The sequence below is a fragment of the Nocardiopsis lambiniae genome, from assembly GCF_031845465.1.
GTDB lineage: Bacteria > Actinomycetota > Actinomycetes > Streptosporangiales > Streptosporangiaceae > Nocardiopsis > Nocardiopsis lambiniae.
The window spans coordinates 1-23,758 of record NZ_JAVREP010000010.1 but is presented as its reverse complement, the minus strand read 5'-3'; the positions used below and the strand labels follow the sequence as shown (position 1 = coordinate 23,758).

The following is a 23,758-nucleotide window of genomic DNA, read 5'->3' as shown; positions in this document are numbered from 1 at the left end:
GTGTTCCGCTCTGCCGCGCCGAGTGCGGGCAGGGGGCGCGGCGCGCGGAAGGCAGAGGGGATCTCGGGAGAGGAGGGAAGGGACGCGGTCCCGTCAGTCGTCCGTCGGGGCCGTCGCCGGTCCGGCCTCGCCCTCCCGATCGGCGGCCGGCGGGCGGTGGGACTGGAACCCGCGTCCCCACTCCGCGCGGACGCGAGCGGGCCCGGTCTTGAAGGCCCGGATCCGGTAGAGCTGGTCGGCGAGCAGGCCGTAGTCGAGGGGGACGTCGGAGGCGCGCAGAAGCTTGACGATGCCCCGGAGCCGGTCCAGGCGGACACCGTCGTCCAGCGCGCTCCCGGCCTGGACGAAGCGCTTGCGCAGGGGCTCGTCGATGGTGCCGCCCGGCATGAGGCGCCGCACCGCACCGCCCAGGTCGCGTCCGCGCTTGTGCATGCCCTGCTCCCGCTTGGACTGCTGGTGCAGGGCGTAGAGGGTCAGGGCCTCGTGCGCGGCGGCCTCGGCGGCGTCGATGTGGGGGTGGCCCGGCGGGAACCTCTCGTAGAAGTCGTGGTCGAGGGTGAGGCCGAGCAGTTCGGGCACGGCGGTGAGGGGTTTGCCCGCGCCCCGGCGCAGTTTGGCGAGGATCGCCACCGCCTCGGGCCGGTCCTTCATGTAGCCGCCCTGGATCGGACGGATGCGTTCATCGACGAAGGCCCCGAGGTCGTGGAGGTCGTGGATGTACTCGGTGGTGGTCGTGGTGGTCACCGCTGTGTCTCCGTTGTCCGTTTCAGGCGTCGTCGCCGGGGCTGTTGGAGGGTTCGGGGGCGTCCGGGCCCGGATCCGGGTCAGGATCCTCGGAGGTGGACAGGGGGAGCACCTTGCGCAGACCGGCACGGAACAGCAGGTCGGCCCGGGAGGTGTTGAGCCACAGGTCGCCCCGGGAGGTGTGGACGACCCTGCCCTGCCAGGCGGCCTCCCCGCAGGCCCGGACCAGGTCGTCGCCGATCTCGGAGAGGATCCGGTGCGCCCGGACCTGCCATCGTCGGCGCTGCTCCATGGGGTGGCCGGGGTCGTCCGACGGCTTCAGACCACGGAGCCAGGCGCGGAAGGGCTCGTCGAGTGCGGCGAACCCCTGGTCACGGGCGGCGCTCCGCGACGGATCGGTCTCCCTGCCCGCGGCCCGGGCGAGGTCGGTGGCCAGGTCGCCCAGGACGGTGACGGCGTTCTCGGCGTCCGTGACCGCGTCGACGGCCGTCCGCCCGAGCGCCCCGTCCCGTTCGCAGAGGAGGACGACCGGCATGGCGACGGCGTCGTCCACGATCTCGTCGATGACGGACTGCTGGGTGCCGTAGGCGACTCCGACGAGATGGACCCTGACCAGGGAGTCCTTGCTCAACGGCCCTTCCAACGCCAAACGGGCGAACCAGTCGAGGATGCGGGGGATCACCTCTCCCGCCGCCTCGTTGCGCTGCTCTCGCCCCCGGGTCTCCCCGGTGACCAGCGCTCCCAGGCCGCGCCAGGCGGCGCGGGAGGGATCGTGGTCGCGAGGCAGGTAGACGATGGCCTCCTTGAGCTTCTTCTCCTGGGCGGGACTGCGCCGCCAGGCGGTCATGGGCTCGCGTTGGTGCAGGTTGCGCGGGGTGAGCGGGTTCCCATAGGCGAGGAGGACACCGTTCACGGACGCGCCGTCGTGATGCAGACGCAGGCGGCGGGCCTGCCAGGTGTAGAGGTCCCGCAGGCCGTGCGGGCGGGCCGCGGCATCGGTCCCGGTGAGGGGTTCGGCGGTATCGGGGTCCAGGCGCCAGGCGGGCCGGTCCAGGTGGGGTTTGCGATGCGACTTGCCGGTGTCGAAGGTGACCAGGTTGAACAGCAGGGTCTCTTGGAGGGTGTCCCCTTCGACGTGCACCCCGCCGAGGTTCCCGGCCCATCCCACGCCTTGCGGGTAGACCTTTCCGCCCTTGAGCCGGGGATCGCCGACCGCGCCGGACTTGATGCCGGAGGTGTCGTAGGCGTGGGCGTGCACCAGCCAGCGTGCCGCTTCGGCGAAGGTCAGACGCGTGGCCCCGAGGGCGCGCATGGTGAAGAACCGGGCGTTGTTGGGGACGTCGGCGACGATCGGGTCCGGTGAGGAGTACTCGTCTCTACCGGTACGCAGATCGGCGACCTGGAGGAACGGGGTGAAAGGGTGCAGCAGGTCGAAGCGTTCGCGGTGCTTGTGCAGGTAGTCGGCGACCGTGTCGGCCGGGATCCCCTCCTCCCAGAGTTCCTCCCAGGCGTCGAGGTCCGCCGGGCCGTCGAGGGCGTCGTGCAGGATCGCCAGCAGCAGTCGCAGCAGCGCGAAGTCCTGCGTGGGCACGTCGCCGACCAGGCGGCGCAGATCGGCGGCCTGGGCGAACACCTCGGTGAGGGAGAGTTCGGTTTCGGTGCCGTTCGCGCGCAGGACCGGGATCCAGGGGCGCAGGGTGAGGTCGAAGGTGGGCGGTGCGGTGTCGGCGTCATTCGGCACGGGTGGCCTTCAATCCGTCGGTCCGGGTGTAGTGCAGGTGGTGTCCGGCCAGTTCGGCCCGGTCGTTCTCGTCGAGGAACAGGACGAGTTCCCCGGCGATCCAGTGGGCGTCCTTGGTCTGCCAGGCGGGGACCATGTCGGCTTCGAGTTCCTCGATGGCCCGGTCGATGGCGGCGCCGACGGTGAACTGGTAGGGCAGGCGCAGCGCGGAGGCGAGCAGGGCGCGGGCCGCGTCGGAGGGCGGGGCCGTGTGGGTCGGCAGTTCCAGGCCGCCACGCTCGTCGGGGAGCCAGGGGACGGTGGTGACGGTGCCGTCGGTGGAACGGCGGGCGACCAGGACCTCCAGGCTCTCGGCGGTGTCGCGGACCTGGGCACGGCCCTTGTGCGAGTCGTCGGCGTCACCGACACCGGCGTCCACCCAGCCGATGAGAGCGCGTCCGGGGCGTTTCGGCTCGTCGAGCAGGAAGACGTCGGCCTTCTCCTGTCGGACCACGTGGGTGACCTCGTGCGCGGTGCGGGCCTCCTCGGCCTCGTCCTTCCAGGCGGGCGGGATGAGCGCGTCGTCATCGGCGTAGGCGTCCTGGACCAGGGGGCTGATGTCGTCGGGGAGACGGACGGTGCGCTCGGCGTCGGTGCGCGCTTCCAGGCGGGAGCGCAGGACGGCGAGGGAGCGCAGGAGGACGTGCGCGCCGTAGATCGTGCGCGAACCGCGAACGGGGTCGGGCGGTGTGGTGGTCCAGTCCACACCGGTGATCAGGCAGCGGGCGCGGCGCAGGCGTTCGGGGCGTTCGGCCTGGTCGTCGCCCCTGGGATGGCGGTGAAGGCGACCCATGCGCTGGAGGACGAGGTCGATGGGGGCCAGGTCGGTGACGAGGAGGTCGAAGTCGACGTCCAGCGACTGCTCGACGACCTGGGTGGCGACCACGATGTGCCTGGCGGGGCGGTCCGCGCCTCGGCCGGGAGGACCGTAGGCGGCGACGAGGTCGGCGTCGTTGGCTGCGCGGTCCAGGTCGAGGAAGCGGGAGTGGGCGACGGTCACCGTGCCCTCGCCGAAGATGTCCCGCAGGTGGGCGGCGGCCTCGTGGACGCGGGCGACGGTGTTGCGGATGACCAGGGCGCAGCCGCCGTCGACAAGTTCGGCGGTGAGACGGGCCCCGAGGGTGTCGAGGTCGTCGGCGAGGGGTTCGACGAGGACGTCGGTCCCGCGGCCGGAGGCGGGGGGCGCGAGGACGTTCGCCGGGGCGCCGGGGGTCGCGGTGGTGATGAGGGGGTGGGCGCGGGCCTGTTCGACGTGGTCGTGGCCGCCGTGGTCGCCGGTGTAGGCCGCGACGAGTTCGCGGCGGCGCCGGGCGGGGAGGGTGGCGCTCAGGATGACGACGGGGACGCCGTACTCGCCGAGCCAGGTCAGGGCGCGGTCGAGGTAGGTGTTCATGAACGTGTCGTAGGCGTGGGCCTCGTCGACGACCACGGTCTTTCCGGCGAGGGCGAGGTGGCGCAGGACCAGGTGGCGGGTCTTGAGGCCCATGAAGAGGAGCTGGTCGACGGTGCCGACGGCGAAGGAGGCGAGCATGCCCTTCTTCCGGCCGCGCAGCCAGCGGTGGGCGATGAGCGAGGTCGAGTCCCGGTCGTCGCCCCCGTCCCGGTCGAGGTCGAGGGTGACTCCGCCGCCCATGAGGGCGAGGTAGTCCTCGTTGAGGTGGGCCTTGGAGTGGGCGAGGAAGACGGAGGCGGCCTCCTGGGGCATGCCGGGGACGTGGGCCAGCCAGCTGAGGAAGCGGTCGAACATGGCGTTGCTCGTGGCCATGGTGGGGAGGGCGACGAAGCAGCCACCGGCACCGGAACGGGCGGCGAAGACCTCGGCGACGGTGAGGGCCGCCTCGGTCTTTCCCTCTCCCATGGGGGCTTCGAGGATCATCAGGCCGGGTGCGGGCATGGCGCGGGCGGCTTCGACGGCCTGTTCCTGGACGGGGCGGGGGTTGGCGCCCGGGGGGAGGGCGAAGCGGGTGGCGAAGAGTTCGGCGGGGGTTCCTGGGGGTTCCCGGGGACGCCACTGGGCGGGGAGATCGAGGAGACGCCAGGCCTCGCGGGTGCGGACGGGGTCCTGGGAGCGGGTTCCGGCGTTGGGGAAGAGGGGGAAGAGGTCGGGATTGCTGGCGATCCAGTCGGCGGTGATGACGAGGGAGGAGAGCAGGACCTGCACGGGTTGGGGGAGCTTGGCGTCCCGCCAGGCGGCGAGGCGGGGGGTGACGCCGGTGCGGTCGGCGGCGACGTCGAGGAGTTCGTGCTGGACGTCGAGCCAGGCCTGCTCGTTGCCGGGGGTGCGCAGGAGGGCGGGGCGTTTGTCGGCGGCGAGGATGCCGGTGTTGGTGGGCTGGACGCCGTGGTGACCGCCGACGACGACGGTGAGCTGATGGGTGGCGCGTTCGGTCCAGCCGTGGCGGGTGACGAGCCAGTCCCGGAGGATGAGCTGCCCGGCCAGGCCGTGGGGGGCGTAGGAGTGGTCGGGGAGCTGCTTGCGCGAGGGTGTGGCGAGGCCGTTCGCTCGCATGTCGTCGGCAAGGACGTCGACTTGGCCGGCGAAGGCGGGGGTGGCCTTGCCGATGTCGTGGACGCAGCAGAGCCAGACGGTCAGGAGACGGGCATCGTCCTCGCCGCCGGGGAGGGCGTCCGCGATGAGGCGGCGGACCTGGGGAGGGAGCCATTCGTCCCAGAGCAGGGTGGCGACGGCGGCGCTGTCGGCCATGTGGCGGTACAGCGGGAGCCAGTCGTTGGTGTCGAAGTCGTGCTTGGCCCACACGACGCGCGCGGCGGAGGAAAGGCCGGCCGCCCAGGGCTCGGAGCGCCCATCGTTGGTCATGCGGACATTGATAGCCCCTTGCGGCCCTCCCCCGCAGGAGAATTCGAAAGTCTGTGCTGGCCTGATCCGGCCATACCGCCACTTGCTGGTTCTCCCCCATGAAGCAGGCCAGACGTGCTAGAAGGGCCCCGAATCTACGGAAACCGATCCAGTACCCCCTGGGCACGGGGAGCACTGGATCAGCCCAGACATGACCAAAGCACACTCGAAACCATCCCCGCGTGCGCGGGGAGCAGCCTCCGGGCGGGGTTTTCTCATGTCAGGGGCCGGGACCATCCCCGCGTGCGCGGGGAGCAGTCGGGGCACTTCTCCTCCGTACAGCCGTGGCGGGGACCATCCCCGCGTGCGCGGGGAGCAGAGCTGCTCCAGGGCGAAGTCGTAGCCCTCCCAGGGACCATCCCCGCGTGCGCGGGGAGCAGCTGGCCAGCCCCGGCGTGTACTTCCCCTCCTGGGGACCATCCCCGCGTGCGCGGGGAGCAGATCGAGGAGCGCCGCAACGAGGAGACCGTGCCGGGACCATCCCCGCGTGCGCGGGGAGCAGACGCCGCGGTGGACCTCAACGGCTACGTCATGGGGACCATCCCCGCGTGCGCGGGGAGCAGCCAGCGCACCTGGGCGGGGGCCGAATCGCGGTGGGACCATCCCCGCGTGCGCGGGGAGCAGACAAGCCCGAGGAGGCCCCCGATGCCGCGTGAGGGACCATCCCCGCGTGCGCGGGGAGCAGCACGCGCTCGCGCACGCGCGCACCCTCCCGAAGGGACCATCCCCGCGTGCGCGGGGAGCAGATGGAGATCGCGGCGTTCGAGAGCGACCGCATGGGACCATCCCCGCGTGCGCGGGGAGCAGCACCCCAGGGACAGCAGCAGGTCGACGGTGGCGGGACCATCCCCGCGTGCGCGGGAAGCAGGAGCCGATCACGCACACGCCGAGGTGGCTCGTGGGACCATCCCCGCGTGCGCGGGGAGCAGGCCAGTGAGCATCCCACGAACCCGGGATTCGAGGGACCATCCCCGCGTGCGCGGGGAGCAGCGCCGCCACCTCCGGACGCTCCTCCGCGAGCTGGGACCATCCCCGCGTGCGCGGGGAGCAGCGGAAGCCGTCAGGGTTGTTCTCCGGGAGGGAGGGACCATCCCCGCGTGCGCGGGGAGCAGCCTGCCGGCTGGAAGCAGAACGCGGCCAGCCCGGGACCATCCCCGCGTGCGCGGGGAGCAGCCGGTGACGGCCTGGTCCTCGTCGGGGAGGCCGGGACCATCCCCGCGTGCGCGGGGAGCAGCGACCGCAGCCGCCACCCTCGCCGGCGTCACCGGGACCATCCCCGCGTGCGCGGGGAGCAGACGGCCCTCAAGACCCTGCACCCCGGCTGGCGGGGACCATCCCCGCGTGCGCGGGGAGCAGTTTGAACACGGTCCTTGGGGTGATCACCGGGGAGGACCATCCCCGCGTGCGCGGGGAGCAGACCTTCGCCTCACAGCGGCGCAGCCACTCCTCGGGACCATCCCCGCGTGCGCGGGGAGCAGCCGGTGGAGGTGTCCAGCCTCGGCAAGGCCGTGGGACCATCCCCGCGTGCGCGGGGAGCAGGATTCCAGGGCGCGGAGCGTGTTCAGGCGGGCGGGACCATCCCCGCGTGCGCGGGGAGCAGCGTGCGCGACCGGCTGCTGACCCAGGCGATCGGGGACCATCCCCGCGTGCGCGGGGAGCAGGGCAACCACGCGGTCGCGGCGCTGACCCACTGGGGACCATCCCCGCGTGCGCGGGGAGCAGGCGGATCGAGGTTGCCCAGGTAGACCGGGGTGGGGACCATCCCCGCGTGCGCGGGGAGCAGTGCGGGTCCGGTCGGGCTGAGGTGGGTCAGGAGGGACCATCCCCGCGTGCGCGGGGAGCAGGCTCCCGTGGGTAGCCGGGCGACCACGGCGTTGGGACCATCCCCGCGTGCGCGGGGAGCAGACGGCCCCGGCGACGAAGGCGTTGCCGGGGCCGGGACCATCCCCGCGTGCGCGGGGAGCAGGCGATGCCCCGCCGGCGCGGCCTGTACATCGCGGGACCATCCCCGCGTGCGCGGGGAGCAGGATACGCCCCATGAGCCCCCTCTGTCACGAAGGGGACCATCCCCGCGTGCGCGGGGAGCAGAGTAAATGACCTGGGAAGATTCCAGCGGAAACCAAGCGATTTTGCAACTTCTCGGAAATCAGACACGAACCCCGAAAAGCCGCTTCATGCACAATGCATGACCAAAGCACTCGCTTCCCCCTAACCCCCGGAAAGCAAAAACCCCGGAGGCGCTGAGCACCCCCGGGGTCCGTCGGTGCGTGAAAGTTCCAGGAAGGGAACACCGACGCCTTCATTGTGCACCACTCGGAGACTCTCCGCACACGTTCAGTAGCGATCCTCGCCGTTTCCGGATGGCCGGAGCCCGACACCACCAACACGTCTGAGTGGAATGTCCGCACATGACGGCACCTTTCACGCCCGGAACGGCGACGGAACCGTGACCATAGCGGTCACCTACAATCCGTGATCAACAGCGCTCGTAGAGGTATCCCTCCGCGCCCTCGGGAACCAGATCGAGGTCGCGCAAGATCGTCCTGGACGGGCTCTCCGGATCCGCGCACACGTCCTCGAACGTCAGCCCTGCGTTCTCCAGCGTGTCCGGGTACTCGATGTCGAGCACGCCTTCGTCCCCGTAAACGGAGGTATAGGCGTCGCACTCGAACCAGGCCGCGCAGGATTCGGTGATCGCGAAGTCGAACCCCGCCTCACGTCCCCGCTCGGTCTCCTCCGCCGCGTTCTTCTGGGCGGCGAGCAATCCGTGATCGTGGACGATGGCGACCAACTCCTCCGCAAGGGCGAAGTTGTCCTCCACGGTCAACCACCCCTGGGACCGTAGGTAGGAGTCCAGGTTGTCGAACTCGACCGCCGCGAACCCGTCGTCCGCGCATCCCTCGATGGTCGCGCCGAGGAGTGCGGCGATCCGGCCGCGCTTCTCGTCCGTGGAGGTGTCCAGAAGCCGTTCGTCCGGCCACCCCGGGTCGATCACGGGCTCCCCCGCCTCGTCGAGCAGGACCAGACCCTCATCGAGCCACTTCCGCTCCTCCCCCGGCTGCGTCTGGAACCCGTTGACGTAGCAGATGGAGTACATGCCCGGCTCCGGTTCATCCGTGGAGTCCCGGACCACGATCCCCACGTCCTCGGGCGGCGGGTATCCCCCGCCGAGCTGATAGTCGAACCAGCCGTTGGGCAGACCCTCCGGTTCCGCGTGCGCGGAGAGCTCCGCCGTCGGCGCGCACCCGGCCACCACCACCGCCACCGCTGACGCTGCCAGACCGGTCACAAGGGAAACGCGCATCTCGGACTCCTTCACGGGTCGCTGCGATACGAGACGGGCACCGGAGGGCACCGCGCTCATGGATCGATGACCCCGGCCCGCGCGGACTCTCGGCCGTCGGACCGATGGGAGCGGTGGCGGACGGCCGCGACGGTGCGAGCCGGGAGGGTCACGCACGGGAGCCTAGCGGCGGACCCGGACCGGGGAAACGGTCGGAGTGCGGATCGCGGCAACGGTCCGGGCCCGCCGCCGGTCACGGGGCCAGGGCCGCGAACCAGCGGTCCGCGATCCTGCGGTCTCCGCTCGCCGACGGGTGAACCCCGTCGTAGGTGTCCGCGTCCGTGTCGAACCCCGTCCACTGGTCCACCACGGTGATCGGCGACTCCGGCGTCGCGTTGGCGTCCGCCCAGCCCGGGATGGCCGCGTTGAGGTCCCGCACCCCCTGCCCGCAGGTCGCGCAGCTGCGGTCGGAGTCCATCGGGATGATCTGCGCGACCAGCAGGTGGACGTTCGGGTCGTGCGCGCGCATCTGCGCCAGCAGGGTGTCGTACGCGGCGAGGATCTCGGCCGCCGGGATCCCGTTCCACACGTCGTTGGTGCCGAAGTGCATGAGCACCGTGTCCGGGTCGGTCCGCTCCAGCCAGTCCACGAGCAACCCCTGCGAGGCGACGTTCGTGACCAGGTATCCCCCGTGCCCCTCGTGGTCCCCGTCGTAGGCGAACCCGCACCCGTCGCCCGGCAGCGTGCCCACGAAGTCCACCTTCCGCCCCGCGTCCACCAGGTCCCGCCACAACAGGGCCCGCCAGCACCCCGGCGACCCCGTGATCGAGTCGCCCAACGCCATGATCCGCACCGCGTCCCCGCCTTCGTCCTCCGTGTCGAATCCGCAGTCGAGTCCGGTGAACTCGACCGCCCCACCGGTGGTGGTCCCCTGGACGCCGAACTCGGCGGTGCCGCCCGGGGCCAGGTCGGCGTTCCATCCCACGTTACGGGCGACGACCGTGCCCTCGCGGTGTTCGAAGTCGGCGTTCCAACCGGCCGTGGTGGCCTGACCGGTCGGGTGCGTCCAGGTGGCGGTCCACCCCGAGATCGGGGCGTCGCCCCGGTTGGTCACCTCGATCCGGGCGGTGAACCCGCTCCCCCACGAGGAGGTCACGGTGGCCTCGGCCGCACAGTCCTCGGACTCGGCGGCGGCCGGGAGAACCGGCGTGGCGGTCAGGGCGAGCGCGGCGACCAGGGCCGCGCGCAGGAGGGGACGGAACACGTGTTCGCTCCTTTCGGGGGATCTGGGAGCGCTCCCAGACGGGGGCACGCTACCCCGCGCACCCGATCCGGGGAACCCCCCTTCTCCCGATGTGGACCCGGCGCCGCGCGGGAGGTGGGCGCCCTTTCCCGGACGCCGCCCGGGTCCGCCCGCGCGAACGCCCCGATGCCGACCGCGCGGTCCTCGCCGGGCGGACGGCCGGGCGGACGGCGGCCCCCGCCCGGAACACCGGACCCGCACCGAGGGTCACCCCGGAACGGTCGGGGAGGACGTCGACTTCACCGTCACCGCGTGCCGGGGCCGTCCACGGACTCCCCCGTCCCGTGAGGTCGGGGCGAGGACCCGGGAACGCTCCGCCCTCGCGTACCGCGCGCCCCACCGGTGCCGCGAAGGCCTCCGAAGCGCGGGGAACACGGTCTACAGGCGGTCGGCCAGGCCGAAGTGCGGGAAGAGGGCGGTGTCGAAGAACATCGCCGTGTGCCGCACGCCGGTGGGCGCCAGGTCCAGGACCTGGATCCCGAAGGCCCGGTGCACACCCTCCCGGTCGCGCATGTACAGCCCGAACGCCGGCTGCCCGTTGGCCGAGGTCGGCACCAGCACCATGTCGCCGGCCCGCTCGGCCGGGCAGTGCGTGGAGATCAGCTCCGCGATGTGCGCGCCGCCCTGGACCCAGGTGCGGAACGGCGGCATCTCGAACACCGCGTCCTCGGTGAACACCGCCGTGATCGCCGAGGCGTCGTAGGTCTCGAAGGCCGCCACGTACCGGGCCAGGATCGCCTTGCCCTCGGCCGGCTCGACGATCTCCTCCTCCACCGGGGCGTTGCGGGACAACTGCGCCCGGGCCCGCTGGAGCAGGCTGTTGACCGCCGGCACGGAGGTGTCGAGGATGTCGGCGACCTCGGCGGCGCTCAGCCGCAGCACGTCGCGCAGCACCAGCACCGCGCGCTGGCGGGGCTGGAGGTACTGGAGGGCGGCGATCAGGGCGAGGCGCACGCCGGTGCGGGTGGCGACCACCGAGCCCGGGTCGTCGGCGCCCACGAGGGCGTCGGGCACGGGTTCGAGCCAGGGCACCTCGGGCCCGTCGGCCAGTTGGGCCGACGGATCGTCGGCGGGCCCGCCCAGCCCGGTGGGCAGGGGCCGCCGACGACGCCGTTCCAGCGCGGTGAGACAGGCCGTGGTGGCGATGCGGTGCAACCAGGTGCGCAGACTGGATCTGCCCTCGAACCCGTCGTAGGCCTTCCACGCGCGCAGGTACGTCTCCTGCACCAGGTCCTCGGCGTCGTGTACCGAGCCGAGCATCCGGTAGCAGTGGGCGTACAGCTCGCGCCGGTAGGGGTCGGCGAGCCGGACGAACTCCTGGTCGGTCTGCTGTTCCATCACGGCCGTCACGTTACGCCTCCTGTATGACAGAACACACGTTCCCGGCCGGGTCGGTGAACCAGGCGACCGACGGCCTACCGTGCGCGATCCCCCTCTCGTCCTGATCGAAGCCCTCGTAGCGCAGGGTCCGCACGCCGCGACGGGCGAGCCCGTCGACCGCGGCGACGATGTCGTCGACGACGAGGTTGAGGACGGTGTACGTGGCGGGCACGTGGTCGGGCTTGGGGTAGACGAGGACGGCCCGCTCCCCGCCGAGGTGGATCCGGATCAGCCCTTCCTCCTCCATGCCCTCGACCGGTCGCACGGTCAATCCCAGTGTCCCGCCGTAGAACTCGCGGGCCGTGTCGGTGTCCGGTACCGCGAAGGACCCGAAGGCCCGGTTCCCGTCGAACATGTCCCCTCCTAGGACTCGGACGCGGCCATGGCCGCGCGGTGGGCTTCGCTGAGCTGGATGATCTGGACGTGGTTGCCGTCCGGGTCGATCGCGGTGGCGAACAGGCTGCCGTCGCGGTCCTCCAGCGGGGCCAGCCACTCGGTGCCGCGCGCGTCCATGCGGGCGGCGACGGCCCGGGCGTCCTCCACGTCGAAGTTGATGATCATGCGGGTGGCGTCGGTCGCCTTGGGGCCGATGTCGTCCCGCCGGTCGATGAGCAGGTGGAAGTGGCCGAAGCGGAGCACCCGGTAGGAGTCGACGTCGTCGTCGGAGTGGGGCTCCAGGACGGCCGCGTACCAGTCGTGGAGTCGGTCGGGGTCGGTGCTGGCCAGGAGCATGCTGTCGAGATTGGCCATGGTCCCTCCTCGGGGATCGGATCTCATTCGTTCACCCGTACCGACCCGGCGGCGTCCCCGGACTCATCGGCCTCGGCCGGTTCTTCCGCGGCGCGCAGCAGGACCAGGGCTGCCGCGCCGCCCAGGGCCATGGCGATCGCGCCCAGGACCCCGGCGAGGTTGAGCCCGGCGGTGAACGCCTCCCGGGCCGGGCCGAGCAGGGCGGCGGCGAGGTCGGCGGGCAGGTCCCGGGCGACGGCGACGGCCCCGGCGAGGGTGTGCCCCGCCTCCTCGGGGACCCCCTGCGGCGGCTCGACGGCGGCGCGGTAGACGGCGGCGGAGAGGCTGCCCATCAGGGCCACGCCCAGGGCGATGCCGAATTCGCCGCTGGTCTCGGACAGGGAGGCGGCGGCGCCGGCCCGTTCGGGGGGCGCCGATCCCACCACGATGTCGGCGATGAGCGCGGCGCCGGGCCCGAGCCCGATCGACGCCAGGAGCAGGCCGGTCATGACGGTGAGCGCCCCGTCCTGGACGGGTGCCAGGGCCAGGACGACGAACCCGGCGGCGGTGACGAACATGCCGCCGCCGATGACGGTGGCGCGACCGACCCGGGCGGCCAGCGGCGGGGCCAGGAGGGTGGCGACGATCATCGCCGCCGACGGGGGCACCAGCCACAGCCCGGCGATGAGCGGCGGGTACCCGGCGACGAGCTGGAAGTACTGGCTGATGAGCAGGAACGTGCCGCCCATGGCGACGGCGCCGCCCATCATCACGGCCAGGGCGGTTCCGAAGGCGGGCGCCCGGAACAGGCGCAGGTCCAGGAGCGGGTCGGCCAGGTGGAGCTGGCGGCGGACGAACACGACGCCCGCGATCAGGCCGGCGGCGATGGTGAGGAGGGGGACGGTGGGCGGGGCGCCGTCGGCGAGGACCTTGAGTCCGTAGACGGCGGGGAGGACGGCGGCCAGGGACAGGACGACGCTGACGAGGTCGAGGCGGCCGGGGTGGTCGGCGCGCTGTTCGGGCAGCAGGAGCGGTCCGCACACCAGGAGCAGCGCCATGACGGGCACGCCGAGCAGGAACACCGATCCCCACCAGAACCAGTGGAGCAGTACGCCGCCGACCATCGGGCCCAGGGCGGTGCCGCCCATGAAGCAGCTCGTCCAGACGGCGATGGCGGCGGCCCGGTGGCGCGGGTCGGGGAACATGCCGCTGATCAGGCCGAGGGTGGAGGGCATGAGGGTGGCCCCGGCGACGCCCATGAGGGCGCGGGTGGCGATGAGGACCTCCACGGTGGGCGAGAACGCGGCGAGGGCGGAGGCCGCGCCGAAGACGGCGGCGCCGATGAGGAGCAGTCTCCTGCGGCCGATGCGGTCGCCCAGGGTGCCCATGGTGACGAGGAGGCCGGCGATCATGAACCCGTACACGTCCACGGCCCACAGCAGTTGGGGGCCGGTGGGGCTCAGGTCGGCGACCATGTGCGGCAGCGCCAGGTGGAGCACGCTCATGTCGATGGACAGCAGCAGGGTGGGCAGGGCGAGCACGGCCAGGCCGACCAGGGCGCGCCGGTCGGGTCGGGCGGTGGGCGGGGGTGCGGTCACGGTGTCCTCCGGTCTTATGGGTTCGTTCACGTGTACGGACCCGGGCGGGCGGCAGGACTCATCGCGCGTTCGGGTGGAAAGGGTCAAGAAGTGCGGACCGATTCCGGGATCCGCGTTGACGGACGCCCGTGGACCGCGTTGATAGCTTCGGGTGTTCGGCCGGGTACCGAGAGTCCCGTCGATGGGCCCGGCGTCATCGACAGCCAGGAGGGCACCCGATGCGAGCCGTGGTCTTCGAGAACTACGAACGGTTCCCCTCGCTCACCGACGCGCCCGAGCCGAGGCCCGGACCGGGCGAGGTGCTGTTGCGGGTGGCGGGCGCGGGCGCCTGCCACTCCGACGTGAGCGTCTACCGGCATTTCAAGGAGGGCTCCCCGGGGGCGCAGAGGCCCCCGTTCGTGCTGGGTCACGAGAACGCCGGGTGGGTCGAGGAACTCGGCGAGGGCGTGAGCGACCGGGTGGAGGTCGGCGCGGCCCACCTGGTGTACGGGCCGATCGGCTGCGGTCACTGTCGCATGTGCGCGCGGGGCCGGGACACCTACTGCGAGAACGCCGCGACGATGCCCTACCTGGCGGTGGGCCTGGGGCGCGACGGCGGCATGGCGGAGTACATGACGGTGCCCGCCCACCACCTGGTGCCGTTGGGCGACGCCGACCCGGTGGACGCGGCCCCGTTGGCGGACGCCGGGCTCACGCCCTACCACGCGATCAAGCAGGCGCTGCCGCACCTGGCGGGCGGGGGTCGCCACGCCCTGGTGATCGGTCTGGGCGGTCTGGGGCAGATCGGCGTGCAGATCCTCGGGGCGCTGACGGGGGCGACGGTGATCGCGACCGACGTCAAGCCGGAGGCGCGGGCGCGGGCGGAGAGGAACGGGGCGGTCACCGTCGGGGGCGGCGACCGGCAGGTGGAGGAGATCCGCGAGATCACGGGGGGCCGGGGCGTGGACGCGGCGTTCGACTTCGTGGGGATCACGCCGACGATCGCGGCGGCGGCCGGGGCGATGGCGCAGGGCGGCCGGTTGTCGGTGGTGGGCATCGCGGGCGGCACGCACGAGTTCTCGTTCTTCACGAACCCGTACGAGTCCTACGTCACCAACACCTACTGGGGCACGGTGGGGGAGCTCTGGGAGGTCGTGGACATGTACCGGGCGGGACGGATCCGTCCGGAGGTGGAGCGGTTCGCCATGGAGGACGCCCTGGAGGCGTACCGGCGGCTGGAGGCGGGGGAGATCTCCGGTCGCGCCGTGGTGGTGCCGAACGAGGCCTGAGCCCCGCGCGCACGCCCGGACCCGTGTCGGGTCCGGGCGTTCCTCGTGTGCTCAGGCGCCGCGGCCGGTCCGTTCGCGGGCGTGGTGGCGGGCGGCCTTGGCGCGGTTGCCGCAGCCGGCCATGGAGCACCAGCGGCGGGTGCCGTTCTTGGAGGTGTCGTAGAAGTACAGGACGCAGTCGGGGTGGGCGCAGCGGCGGATGCGGTCGGGGGCGGCGAGGAGGTCGAGGTAGCCGTCGGCGGCGGTCCAGGCCGGGCCCCAGGCGGGGGCGTCGAAGGCGACGGCGGTGCGGGGCGCGCCCTCCGCGAGGGTCCTGCGCACGGTGCCGTGTTCGAGGATCGCGTTGAGTTCGGCGGTGGCCCCGGGGTCGTCGGGGGCGGCGACGAGCACGGCGATGGCGTCGCGGGCGCGCAGGAGCGGGGGCAGGGCGGCGGGGTCGGCGTCGAACCGGGCGCCCAGTCCGGCCTCGGTCAGCCACCGGGCCAGGCCGGTCGGGCCGTCGAACAGGTCGTGGCGGGTGCCGCCGGAGACCCACCTGGTGTTGATCAGGTCCATGGCGATCGGTTCGCCTACGAGCGGTCTGCTCGGCACGGTCATCGTCACTCCCCCGTCCTTCCCGTCGCGGGTCCGGGCGCGCGGGCGTTGGCGGGATGCTACCAGCCACCACCTAACCCTTGAAGTCACTTTAGAGGGTTGACCTCTGTGCCGACTAACCCCTAAAGTCTTTTTCAGGGGTTAGAGGAGATCTCATCGCCCCTCCCCTCGACGAAAGGCGTGCCATGACCTATCCCCGTCCCACCACCGGCCACATCGGTCTCAACGTCACCGACCTGGACCGTTCGATCGACTTCTACGTGCGGGTCCTGGACCTGAAGGTCCTGGGACGCGGCGAGGAGGAGGGCCGCGAGTCCGCGTTCCTCGGCCGTGACGGCTCCCTGGTGCTGACCCTGTGGCGGCAGGCCGAGGAGGGGTTCCGCTCGAACGCCGCCGGCCTGCACCACCTCTCCTTCGAGGTGGACACCATCGACGAGGTCCGCACCGCCGAGGCGCGGCTGCTGGAGCTGGCCGTGGAGTTCGCCTACGACGGGGTCGTGCCCCACGGCGAGGGCGCCGCCTCCGGTGGCGTCTTCTTCCACGACCCCGACGGCATCCGCCTGGAGATCTACGCCCCGAGCGGCGCCGAGTCCGCCGAGGCCCCCGTCGCCTCCGCCCCCACCTGCGGTTTCTTCTAGACCCATCGCGGGTCGCGGGCGTCGCCCGGCCGGGCGACGCCCGCCGCACCGAACGAAAGGGGACGGACCATGGGGTCCCCCTACCACCACGGCGAACGGGCGGTCCAGGAACGGGCCGGGCTGGCCGACCAGGCCCTCTTCTCCGAGGGCGCCCGCCGACGGGAGATCCCGGAGGTGGCCGCGGACTTCCTCGCCGAACGCACCTGGCTCGTCGTCGGGGCCCTCGACGCCTCCGAAGACCCGTGGTGCTCCCTGCTCACCGGACCGCCCGGGTTCCTGGACGCACCCGGCCCCCGCACCCTGGACGTCGCGGCCCGGCCCACCGCCGACGACCCGCTCGCCGGGGCCCTGGGCTGGGACGGGACCAGGGTGGGCGCCCTGGCCATCGACCCCGCCACCCGCCGCCGCATGCGGATCAACGGCGTCTCCCGGCCCCACGGGAACGGGCTGCGGGTGACCACCGAGCAGGTCTACGCCAACTGCCCCAAGTACATCCAGAGGCGGGACCCCGCCCCGGCGGGCTCCGGCCCCCCGGTCGCGTCCCGCGTCGGGACACGGCTGACCGGGGACCAGCGGGACCTGGTGCGCCGCGCCGACACGTTCTTCGTCGCCACCGCCGACGCCTCCGGTGACGCCGACGCCAACCACCGGGGCGGCGCCCCGGGCTTCGTCCGGGTCCACTCGTCCACCGTGCTCTCCTGGCCCGACTACGTCGGCAACGCCATGTTCAACACCCTGGGCAACCTGTGGGTCCGGCCCCGGGCCGGTCTGCTCTTCCCCGACTGGGAGACCGGCGCGGTGCTGCGGCTGAGCGGCGCCGCCCGGATCGTGTGGGACGGGGATCCGGAGGGGACCGGACGCACGATCGAGTTCACCGTGGAACGGGTCGTGGCCACCGACGCCGCCGGCCTCCTGGCACCCGATCCGCCCGACCCCTCCCGCTTCAACCCGACCGTCCCCCTCCACGACCCGCGGACAGAGGAAGTGCATCCGTGAGAATCCACGTCGACCGGACCCGCTGCGCGAACCACGGCCAGTGCGTGTTCGCCGCCCCGGGCGTCTTCTCCTTCGACGACGACGAGAACCTCGTGTACGACCCGGCACCGGAGGCGGCCCGGGCCGCCGAGGTCGCCCGAGCGGCGGCGGCCTGCCCGGTGCGGGCCGTCACTGTCGAGGGAGGCCCCGCGTGAGCGGCGAACCCTCCTCCGTCGTCGTCGTGGGGGCGGGGATCGCCGGTCTGCGGACCGCGACGGCGCTGCGCGATCGGGGGTTCGAGGGACGGCTCGTCCTCATCGGGAACGAGCCCCACGCCCCCTACGACCGGCCCCCGCTGTCCAAGGAGGTGCTGACCGGGAGACTCGCGCCCGAGGCCACCGCCCTGCCCGTGCCGGCCGACGTGGAGGTGCGGTCGGGGCGGGCGGCGGTCCGGCTGGACCGGGCGGCCCGTCGGGTGCTCCTGGACGACGGTTCCGAGCAGTCCTACGAGGGACTGGTCATCGCGACCGGGGCCACCGCCGTCCCCTGGCCAGGGCCGACCCCCGCCCAGGGCGTGCTCACCCTGCGGGGACTCGACGACGCCGCCCGGCTGCGCGCGGCCCTGGCCGAGGGCGACCCCCTGCTGGTGATCGGCGGCGGGTTCCTGGGGTGCGAGATCGCGTCGGCCGCCCGGGAGGCGGGGGCACCGGTCGCCCTGGTGTGCCGGGACCGACTTCCGATGCGACGGACGGTGGGCGCCGAGGTGGGCGCGCTGGTCGCCCGGCTCCAGGCCGAGGCCGGGGTGGTGCTGCGCACCGGGGTGAGGGTGACCGGGTTCTCCGGGGCGCGACGGGTGACCGGGGTCGAACTGTCCGACGGCACCCGGATCCGCGCGCGGACGGTGGTCAGCGCCCTGGGGGCGCGCCCCGCCACGGACTGGACCCGGGGCTCGGGTCTGGGAACGCACTCCGGCGGGCTGCGCTGCGACCATCGCCGCAGGGCCCTGGACGAGGAGGGCCGCCCCGTGGAGGGGATCGTGGTGGTGGGGGACGCCGCAGCGGCGCCGCACCCCCTCCCCTACCCGGGGGCACCCTCCCACCTGGTGATCGGGCACTGGAGCGGGGCGGTGGACCACGCCGACACGGCGGCGTCGACCCTGGTGGGCGGCCCGCCCCCGGGGCCGGTGCCGCCGCCCTCCTTCTGGTCCGACCAGTACGGGGTACGCGTGCGGGCGGTGGGGCTGCCCGGTGCGGCCGACCGGGTCGAGGTGCACGAGTACGACCCCGAGCGGCGCCGTGTGGAGGTCTCCCAGCACCGGGGCGGTCGCACGGTCGGGGCCGTGACCGTGAACCGCACCTCCCGCCTGGCGGCCCACCGGGCGCGGATCGTCGCGGAACACGGGGAAGGGGTCGTGACGGGCTGAGGCGACCGGGGCGCGCCCACGGGTTCCCTTCGGGACGCACGGCTGGGAGGATGCCGGAACGCCGCGAGGGTCGTGCGGGGGCGTGGGCCCCCGGAAGGGGAACGGAGCGCAATGGATCTGGGGATCGCGGGCAGGACCGCGTTGGTGACGGCGGCGAGTTCGGGGCTGGGTCGGGCGATCGCCGTGGCCCTGGCCGCCGAGGGTGTGAACGTGGCGGTCACCGGTCGTGACCGGGAGCGTCTGGCGAAGGTCGTGGAGGACTGCGACGCCCACGGGACGTCGGCGATGTCGGTGGAGTGGGACCTGGCCGACCACGGCCGCGCCGAGGAGGTGGCCGCGCACGTGGCCGACACGCTGGGGTCGGTGGACATCCTGGTCAACAACACCGGCGGCCCGCCGCCCTCCCCCGCGCTCGGGCGCGACCCGGAGCTGTGGGAGCAGATGTACGGGGCGATGGTGCTGCCGGTGATCCGGTTGACCGACGCCGTCGTCGGCCGCATGCGCGAACGCGGCTGGGGGCGGATCATCACGAGCACCTCGTCGGGGCCGATCGCGCCCATCCCGACCCTGGGGGTGTCCAACACGCTGCGGGCGTCCCTGCACTCCTGGTCCAAGACGGTGTCCGGTGAGGTGGCCGCGGACGGGGTGACGGTGAACGTCATCGTCCCGGGACGGATCGCCACGGCCCGCACCGACGCCCTGGACCGGGCGCGCGCCGAGCGGGAGGGGCGCACCGCGGCGGAGGTCGAGCGCGACGCCGCCGCGACGATCCCGGTGGGCCGGTACGGCCGGGTCGAGGAGTACGGGGCGGTGGCGGCGTTCCTGGCGAGCGAGCAGGCCGGTTACGTCACCGGGTCGATCATCCGGGTGGACGGCGGGGCGATCCCCACGGTCTGATCCGCGCCTTCCCACCGCCCGGGGCCCGCGCGCCCCGGGCGTACGCGCCCCCCGGGGTGGACACCGCCGGGTGACGGCGTCGGACGGGGCTCGGGGTCGGAACGGCGGGATCGGCCGATGTGCCCGAACGGCCACCACGCAGGACAAGGACAGGCTAACCTAAGAGGCGTTCCCGGCGGTCCGGGTCGGCACCGCTTCCCCAGGTGCCGACCCGCGCCCCGCCAGCGACGGCGGCTCCGACCGCGGTCGGAGTCGCGGCGGGCCCGCCCGACCGGTGGCGGTCAGGACCGCCGGGGCGGCAGTGGCACGAAGGCGCTCGTGCGGGCCTCGTACTCGGCCCACCCGGGACGTCCCCGCATGTGCTCGTCGAGCAGCCGCTGCCCCGAGCCCCGGGTGAGCAGGTACGTCATCACCAGCGGGGCGGGCAGGGTGAGCAGCGTCCACGGGCTTCCCGAGACCGCGACGAGGAACAGCCCCCACCACACGCAGGCGTCACCGAAGTAGTTGGGGTGCCGGGTCCACGCCCACAGCCCCCGGTCCATGATCCGGCCCCGGTTGGCCGGATCACGGCGGAAGGCGGCCAGTTGGGCGTCGCCCACGGCCTCGAAGACGAACCCGACCACCCACAGGGCGACACCCGCCACGGCCCACCCGCCGAGCGGGGCGGGCGCGTGCGCGGCCACCTGGATCGGTGCGGAGATCAACCAGATCAGCGCGCCCTGGAGCAGGTACACGACGCGCAGCGCGTACAGGTCGGGGTTCCCGGGCGCCTTGGAGAGCAGGCGTTCGTAGCGGGGGTCCTCCTTCGCGCCCCGGGAGCGGCGACCGATGTGGACGGCCAGACGCAGGCCCCACACGGCGGTCAGGACGAGGAGCAGCCAGGGGCGGCCCGGGTCTCCGCCGGCGGTGAGCAGCGCGATCAGCGCCACCAGTACGAACCCGGGCCCCCAGGCGACGTCGACCACGCTGTGCCGGCCCAGCCGCCGCCCGACGGCGAAGGTCCCGAGCATGAGCACGGCCAGTGCCCCCGCCGAGACGGCGGAGGTGAGGGCGAGAGCGGCGAGGTTCACGGGATCTCCTCGGGGTCGGGTCGGCGGGCCGCGATCTGGTGGACGCCCATCCGGCCCTCCTCGAAGGCCAGCGCCCCGCCGGCCAGGTACAGCCGCCACACCCGTGCGGTCTCCTCCCCGGCGAGCCCCACCAGGTCGTCGTACCGCCGCTCCAGTTCGGCGGCCCAGGCCCGGGCGGTGCGCACGTAGTGCCGGCGCAGGGAGCGGACCCCGGTCACCTCCAGGCCCGCGTCCTCCAACAGCGTCACCGTCTCCCCCAGGGGGCGCATGTGCATGTCGGGGGCGATGTAACGCTCGATGAACGGACCGCCCCCGGGGTGATCGCTCCCCCGGGACATCTGCTGGACCAGGAGGCGACCGCCGGGCCGCAGCAGCGACCACAGCCGGCGGGCGAACGGCGCGTACTCGTCGCGTCCCACGTGTTCGCCCATCTCGATGGTGGCCACGGCGTCGAATCCGGCGCGGTCGATGTCCCGGTAGTGCCGTAGCTCCACCTCGACCCGGTCCGTCAGCCCCTCCTCGCGGATCCGGGCGGCGACGTGGTCGCGCTGGGCGGCCGACAGGGTGACCGCCGTGACCCGGGCCCCGTACGCCCGCGCGGCGTGCAGGGTGAGCGAACCCCACCCGCAGCCGACGTCGAGCAGCCGCGACCCCTCGCCCAGCCCCAGTTCGCGGCAGACCAGGTCGAGCTTGGCGCGTTGGGCGTCGGCGAGGGTGGCGACGGGGTCGTCCTCGGGCCAGTAGGCGCACGAGTAGGCCATGGTCTCGTCGAGCAGCAGGGAGTAGATCCCGTTGCCGGCGTCGTAGTGGTGGGAGATCGCGGCGGCGTCGCGTTCGCGGGAGTGCAGCGGCCCCCGGGGCCGGCTCTCGCCGCGCGGCACCGGCGGCGGGGTCCCGACGGCCCCCACGGCGAGCAGGACGCGCGCCGCACGGACCCATTCCCGTGGCGCGAGCGACGACGTACCGTGGCGGCGGACCCCGGCCCCGACCCGCCGCAGCGCGTCGGTGAGGTCGCCCTCCACGTCCAGGACGCCGGTGACGTAGGCGCGGGCCAGCCCGAGCTCTCCCGGTCGGGCCACGACGTGGCGCAGGGCGTCGCGGTGGCGCAGGATCACGACGGGGGCGTCCCGCGGTCCCGCCTCGCTGCCGTCCCAGGCGCGCAGCCGGACCGGCGGGTGCCCGTTGAAGAACCCGGCGATCACCGGGGCGAGGAAGTGGGCGACCCCGCGCGGCCCGCCGGTGGTGGTGGGGATGGTGGTGACCTGTGTCATCGGGCGCGCTCCAGGACGATCTGCTCCACGTCGATCAGCCCGGCCCGGAAGCCGGCCTCGCAGTAGGCGAGGTAGAAGTCCCACATCCGCCGGAAGACGGCGTCGAACCCGAGCCCGTCGACCTCTGCCGCGGCGTCGGCGAAGGACCGCCGCCACACCATCAGGGTGTCGGCGTAGTCGGCGCCGAACGCCGTGCGGTCGACGAGGGTCATGGAGGTGCGTTCGCGCACCTGCCGTTCGATCGCCTCGACGGAGGGGATGAGTCCGCCGGGGAACACGTACTTGTGCATCCAGGTGTAGGAGTGGCGGGAGGCCCGCATCAGCCGGTGGTCCATGGTGATGCTCTGGAGCCCCACCCTCCCCCCGGGGCGCACCAGCCGGTCCAGCGCGGAGAAGTAGGCCGGCCAGTAGTGCTCGCCGACGGCCTCGATCATCTCCACGCTGACCACGGCGTCGTACTCGCCCTCGGCGTCGCGGTAGTCGAGCAGGCGGACGTCGACGGCCTCCCCCACCCCGGCCTCGGCCAGTCGGCGCACGGCCAGGTCGCGCTGTTCGGCGGACAGCGTGATGGTGGTGACGCGCGCCCCGCGTCGGGCGGCGCGCAGGGCCAGGCCGCCCCAGCCGGTGCCGATCTCCAGCAGGGTGGTCCCGGGGCCGACCCCGACGGCGTCCAGCAGCCGGTCGATCTTGCGCTCCTGGGCCGAGGCGAGGGTGTGCGGGTCGCGTGGGCCGGGCCCGTCGAACAGTGCCGACGAGTAGGTCATGGTGCGGTCCAGGAAGAGCGCGAACAGGTCGTTGGACAGGTCGTAGTGGTGGCCGATGTTGCGGCGGGCCGCCGTCCGGGTGTTGCGGTCGCCGAGCCCTCGGCGCGGCAGGGTGACGTGGCGCAGGGGCCGCAGGGGGCGCGGAACGAGTTCGACGTAGTGCTCGGCCAGCCGGGTCAGCAGGGCGACCGGGTCCGGGGAGTCCCACTCGCCGGCCATGTAGGACTCGCCCAGGCCGATGAGTCCGCCGACGGCCAGTCTGCGGTGGAAGGCCTCCGGGTCGCGCAGGTACAGGACCGGGCCCTCGGCGGCGTCCGCCCCGGTGGGGTCGGTCGTGGTGATCCGCACCCCGGCCTCGCGGGCCGCGTACCGGGCCAGGGCGCGGGCGGCGGTGGCGCGCAGCCGGGCCCGGGGCACCCGGGCGACGTCCGGCCAGCGTCGGGGGTCGACCGTGGTGATCGGGGGCGGGGTCGTCGTGGTCATGAACGTGGACCTGTCTTCTCGGTGGTGTCGTGGTGTTCCGGTCGCGGGTGCACCGGGACCCCGCGCAGGTAGAGGCCGATGCCCCGGGTGCGGATGCGGGCCGCGCCCACGAGCGGGGCCCAGGGGTGGCGCAGGGCGAGGCGGATCAGGGAGGCGGCGGTGGCCGGGACCCGGCGGCCTCGGACGGAGGCGGCGAAGGGCGGGGCGCCGTCGGTGTGGAGGGTGACCGTGAGGGAGAGCCGTTCGCCGGGTTCGGGCAGGGCCAGGCGGTAGCGGCCGTCCGTGCCGTGGAACGGGGAGACGTACATCGCCTTGGCGACCTCGGCGCGTCCCCGGTCGTCCACCGTGAGCGGGTAGCGGTGGCGTTGCCCGTAGGTGTTGTGGACCTCGGCGATGACGCGGGCCAGGGACCCGTCGCGGTGGTGGCACCAGTAGACGGTCAGGGGGTCGAACACGTACCCGAACACGCGGGCGTGGGCGAGCACGAGGATGGGCCCGCCCTCCAGGTCGACGCCCTGCCCGGCCAGGTAGGCGTCGAGTTCGGCGCGGGAGGGGCGGCCCGCGAACCCGGCCAGGGGGCGCAGCGGCCAGGGGAGCCGGGGCGGACGTTCGAGGTCGGTCAGCCAGTAATAGGTGCGGTGCGCGAAGGAGGAGCGCACCGGGGCGGCACGGACGTGGCGGACGACGGCCTCGTAGAGGGC

At 73.3% G+C, this 23,758-nt stretch carries 20 protein-coding genes and 1 CRISPR repeat array; of the genes, 6 read left to right on the top strand and 14 right to left on the bottom strand.

Annotation, left to right across the window (positions count from 1 at the left end):
• Positions 1-93: 93 nt before the first annotated feature.
• The 9 genes from casB to RM479_RS15925 all read right to left on the bottom strand — a co-directional run bounded on the left by casB (position 94) and on the right by RM479_RS15925 (position 13,674).
• Positions 94-744 carry a type I-E CRISPR-associated protein Cse2/CasB gene (gene casB / locus RM479_RS15965; RefSeq protein ID WP_311512513.1) on the bottom strand — a complete coding sequence of 217 codons (651 nt, stop codon included), beginning with the start codon at positions 742-744 and terminating at the stop codon, positions 94-96.
• Positions 745-766: 22 nt separating this feature from the next.
• A complete protein-coding gene (casA, locus tag RM479_RS15960; RefSeq protein ID WP_311512512.1) occupies positions 767-2,485 on the bottom strand; it encodes a type I-E CRISPR-associated protein Cse1/CasA in 1,719 nt (572 codons plus the stop codon).
• Positions 2,475-5,342 carry a CRISPR-associated helicase Cas3' gene (gene cas3, locus RM479_RS15955; protein WP_311512511.1) on the bottom strand — a complete coding sequence of 956 codons (2,868 nt, stop codon included), beginning with the start codon at positions 5,340-5,342 and terminating at the stop codon, positions 2,475-2,477. Before cas3 ends, casA begins: the two co-directional genes overlap by 11 nt.
• A gap of 207 nt (positions 5,343-5,549) precedes the next feature.
• A CRISPR array of direct repeats spans positions 5,550-7,469; the repeat unit is 29 nt; unit sequence GGGACCATCCCCGCGTGCGCGGGGAGCAG.
• A gap of 388 nt (positions 7,470-7,857) precedes the next feature.
• Positions 7,858-8,685, bottom strand: coding sequence for an endo alpha-1,4 polygalactosaminidase (locus tag RM479_RS15950; RefSeq protein WP_311512510.1), 828 nt, complete (start codon positions 8,683-8,685; stop codon positions 7,858-7,860).
• A 232-nt stretch (positions 8,686-8,917) separates the two neighbouring features.
• Positions 8,918-9,928 (bottom strand): cellulose binding domain-containing protein, encoded by a 1,011-nt coding sequence (locus RM479_RS15945; RefSeq protein WP_311512509.1) that lies wholly within the window; start codon positions 9,926-9,928, stop codon positions 8,918-8,920.
• Between the two features lie 417 nt (positions 9,929-10,345).
• Positions 10,346-11,317, bottom strand: a complete 972-nt coding sequence (locus RM479_RS15940) for a sigma-70 family RNA polymerase sigma factor (RefSeq protein ID WP_311512508.1) — start codon at positions 11,315-11,317, stop codon at positions 10,346-10,348.
• A 1-nt stretch (position 11,318) separates the two neighbouring features.
• Positions 11,319-11,702, bottom strand: a complete 384-nt coding sequence (locus tag RM479_RS15935) for a VOC family protein (protein WP_311512507.1) — start codon at positions 11,700-11,702, stop codon at positions 11,319-11,321.
• A gap of 8 nt (positions 11,703-11,710) precedes the next feature.
• Positions 11,711-12,097 (bottom strand): VOC family protein, encoded by a 387-nt coding sequence (locus RM479_RS15930; RefSeq protein ID WP_311512506.1) that lies wholly within the window; start codon positions 12,095-12,097, stop codon positions 11,711-11,713.
• A 23-nt stretch (positions 12,098-12,120) separates the two neighbouring features.
• Entirely contained in the window at positions 12,121-13,674 is a 1,554-nt protein-coding gene (locus tag RM479_RS15925; protein WP_311512505.1) for an MFS transporter, read from the bottom strand.
• Positions 13,675-13,892: 218 nt separating this feature from the next.
• Between RM479_RS15925 and RM479_RS15920 the strand changes: the two genes are divergently transcribed.
• Positions 13,893-14,942 (top strand): NAD(P)-dependent alcohol dehydrogenase, encoded by a 1,050-nt coding sequence (locus tag RM479_RS15920; RefSeq protein WP_274807982.1) that lies wholly within the window; start codon positions 13,893-13,895, stop codon positions 14,940-14,942.
• Between the two features lie 51 nt (positions 14,943-14,993).
• Here the strand turns inward: RM479_RS15920 and RM479_RS15915 are convergent, their stop codons facing one another.
• Positions 14,994-15,539 carry a CGNR zinc finger domain-containing protein gene (locus RM479_RS15915; protein ID WP_311512677.1) on the bottom strand — a complete coding sequence of 182 codons (546 nt, stop codon included), beginning with the start codon at positions 15,537-15,539 and terminating at the stop codon, positions 14,994-14,996.
• Between the two features lie 182 nt (positions 15,540-15,721).
• Between RM479_RS15915 and RM479_RS15910 the strand changes: the two genes are divergently transcribed.
• The 5 genes from RM479_RS15910 (at position 15,722) to RM479_RS15890 (ending at position 19,469) form a co-directional block, all read left to right on the top strand.
• Positions 15,722-16,174 (top strand): VOC family protein, encoded by a 453-nt coding sequence (locus tag RM479_RS15910; protein WP_311512504.1) that lies wholly within the window; start codon positions 15,722-15,724, stop codon positions 16,172-16,174.
• A 69-nt stretch (positions 16,175-16,243) separates the two neighbouring features.
• Complete coding sequence (locus RM479_RS15905) at positions 16,244-17,170, top strand: pyridoxamine 5'-phosphate oxidase family protein (protein WP_311512503.1); 927 nt, start codon at positions 16,244-16,246, stop codon at positions 17,168-17,170.
• On the top strand, positions 17,167-17,364 hold the full coding sequence (locus RM479_RS15900) for a ferredoxin (RefSeq protein ID WP_311512502.1): 198 nt from the start codon (positions 17,167-17,169) through the stop codon (positions 17,362-17,364). Before RM479_RS15905 ends, RM479_RS15900 begins: the two co-directional genes overlap by 4 nt.
• The gene (locus RM479_RS15895) at positions 17,361-18,572 is read left to right on the top strand and encodes an NAD(P)/FAD-dependent oxidoreductase (protein WP_311512501.1); all 1,212 of its coding nucleotides are present in this window, start codon (positions 17,361-17,363) and stop codon (positions 18,570-18,572) included. Before RM479_RS15900 ends, RM479_RS15895 begins: the two co-directional genes overlap by 4 nt.
• A 111-nt stretch (positions 18,573-18,683) precedes the next feature.
• Positions 18,684-19,469: an SDR family oxidoreductase gene (locus tag RM479_RS15890; RefSeq protein WP_311512500.1), complete on the top strand. Its 786-nt coding sequence runs from the start codon at positions 18,684-18,686 to the stop codon at positions 19,467-19,469.
• Positions 19,470-19,750: 281 nt separating this feature from the next.
• Here the strand turns inward: RM479_RS15890 and RM479_RS15885 are convergent, their stop codons facing one another.
• The 4 genes from RM479_RS15885 to RM479_RS15870 form a co-directional block, all read right to left on the bottom strand.
• Positions 19,751-20,479, bottom strand: coding sequence for a DUF1295 domain-containing protein (locus RM479_RS15885; RefSeq protein WP_397222384.1), 729 nt, complete (start codon positions 20,477-20,479; stop codon positions 19,751-19,753).
• 56 nt (positions 20,480-20,535) lie between these two features.
• A complete protein-coding gene (locus RM479_RS15880; protein WP_311512498.1) occupies positions 20,536-21,810 on the bottom strand; it encodes a cyclopropane-fatty-acyl-phospholipid synthase family protein in 1,275 nt (424 codons plus the stop codon).
• Positions 21,807-23,057 carry a cyclopropane-fatty-acyl-phospholipid synthase family protein gene (locus RM479_RS15875; protein ID WP_311512497.1) on the bottom strand — a complete coding sequence of 417 codons (1,251 nt, stop codon included), beginning with the start codon at positions 23,055-23,057 and terminating at the stop codon, positions 21,807-21,809. Before RM479_RS15875 ends, RM479_RS15880 begins: the two co-directional genes overlap by 4 nt.
• Positions 23,054-23,758, bottom strand: a 705-nt coding sequence (locus tag RM479_RS15870; RefSeq protein WP_311512496.1) for a DUF1365 domain-containing protein, incomplete at its 5' end; no start/stop codon positions are given. The genes RM479_RS15875 and RM479_RS15870, both read right to left, overlap by 4 nt.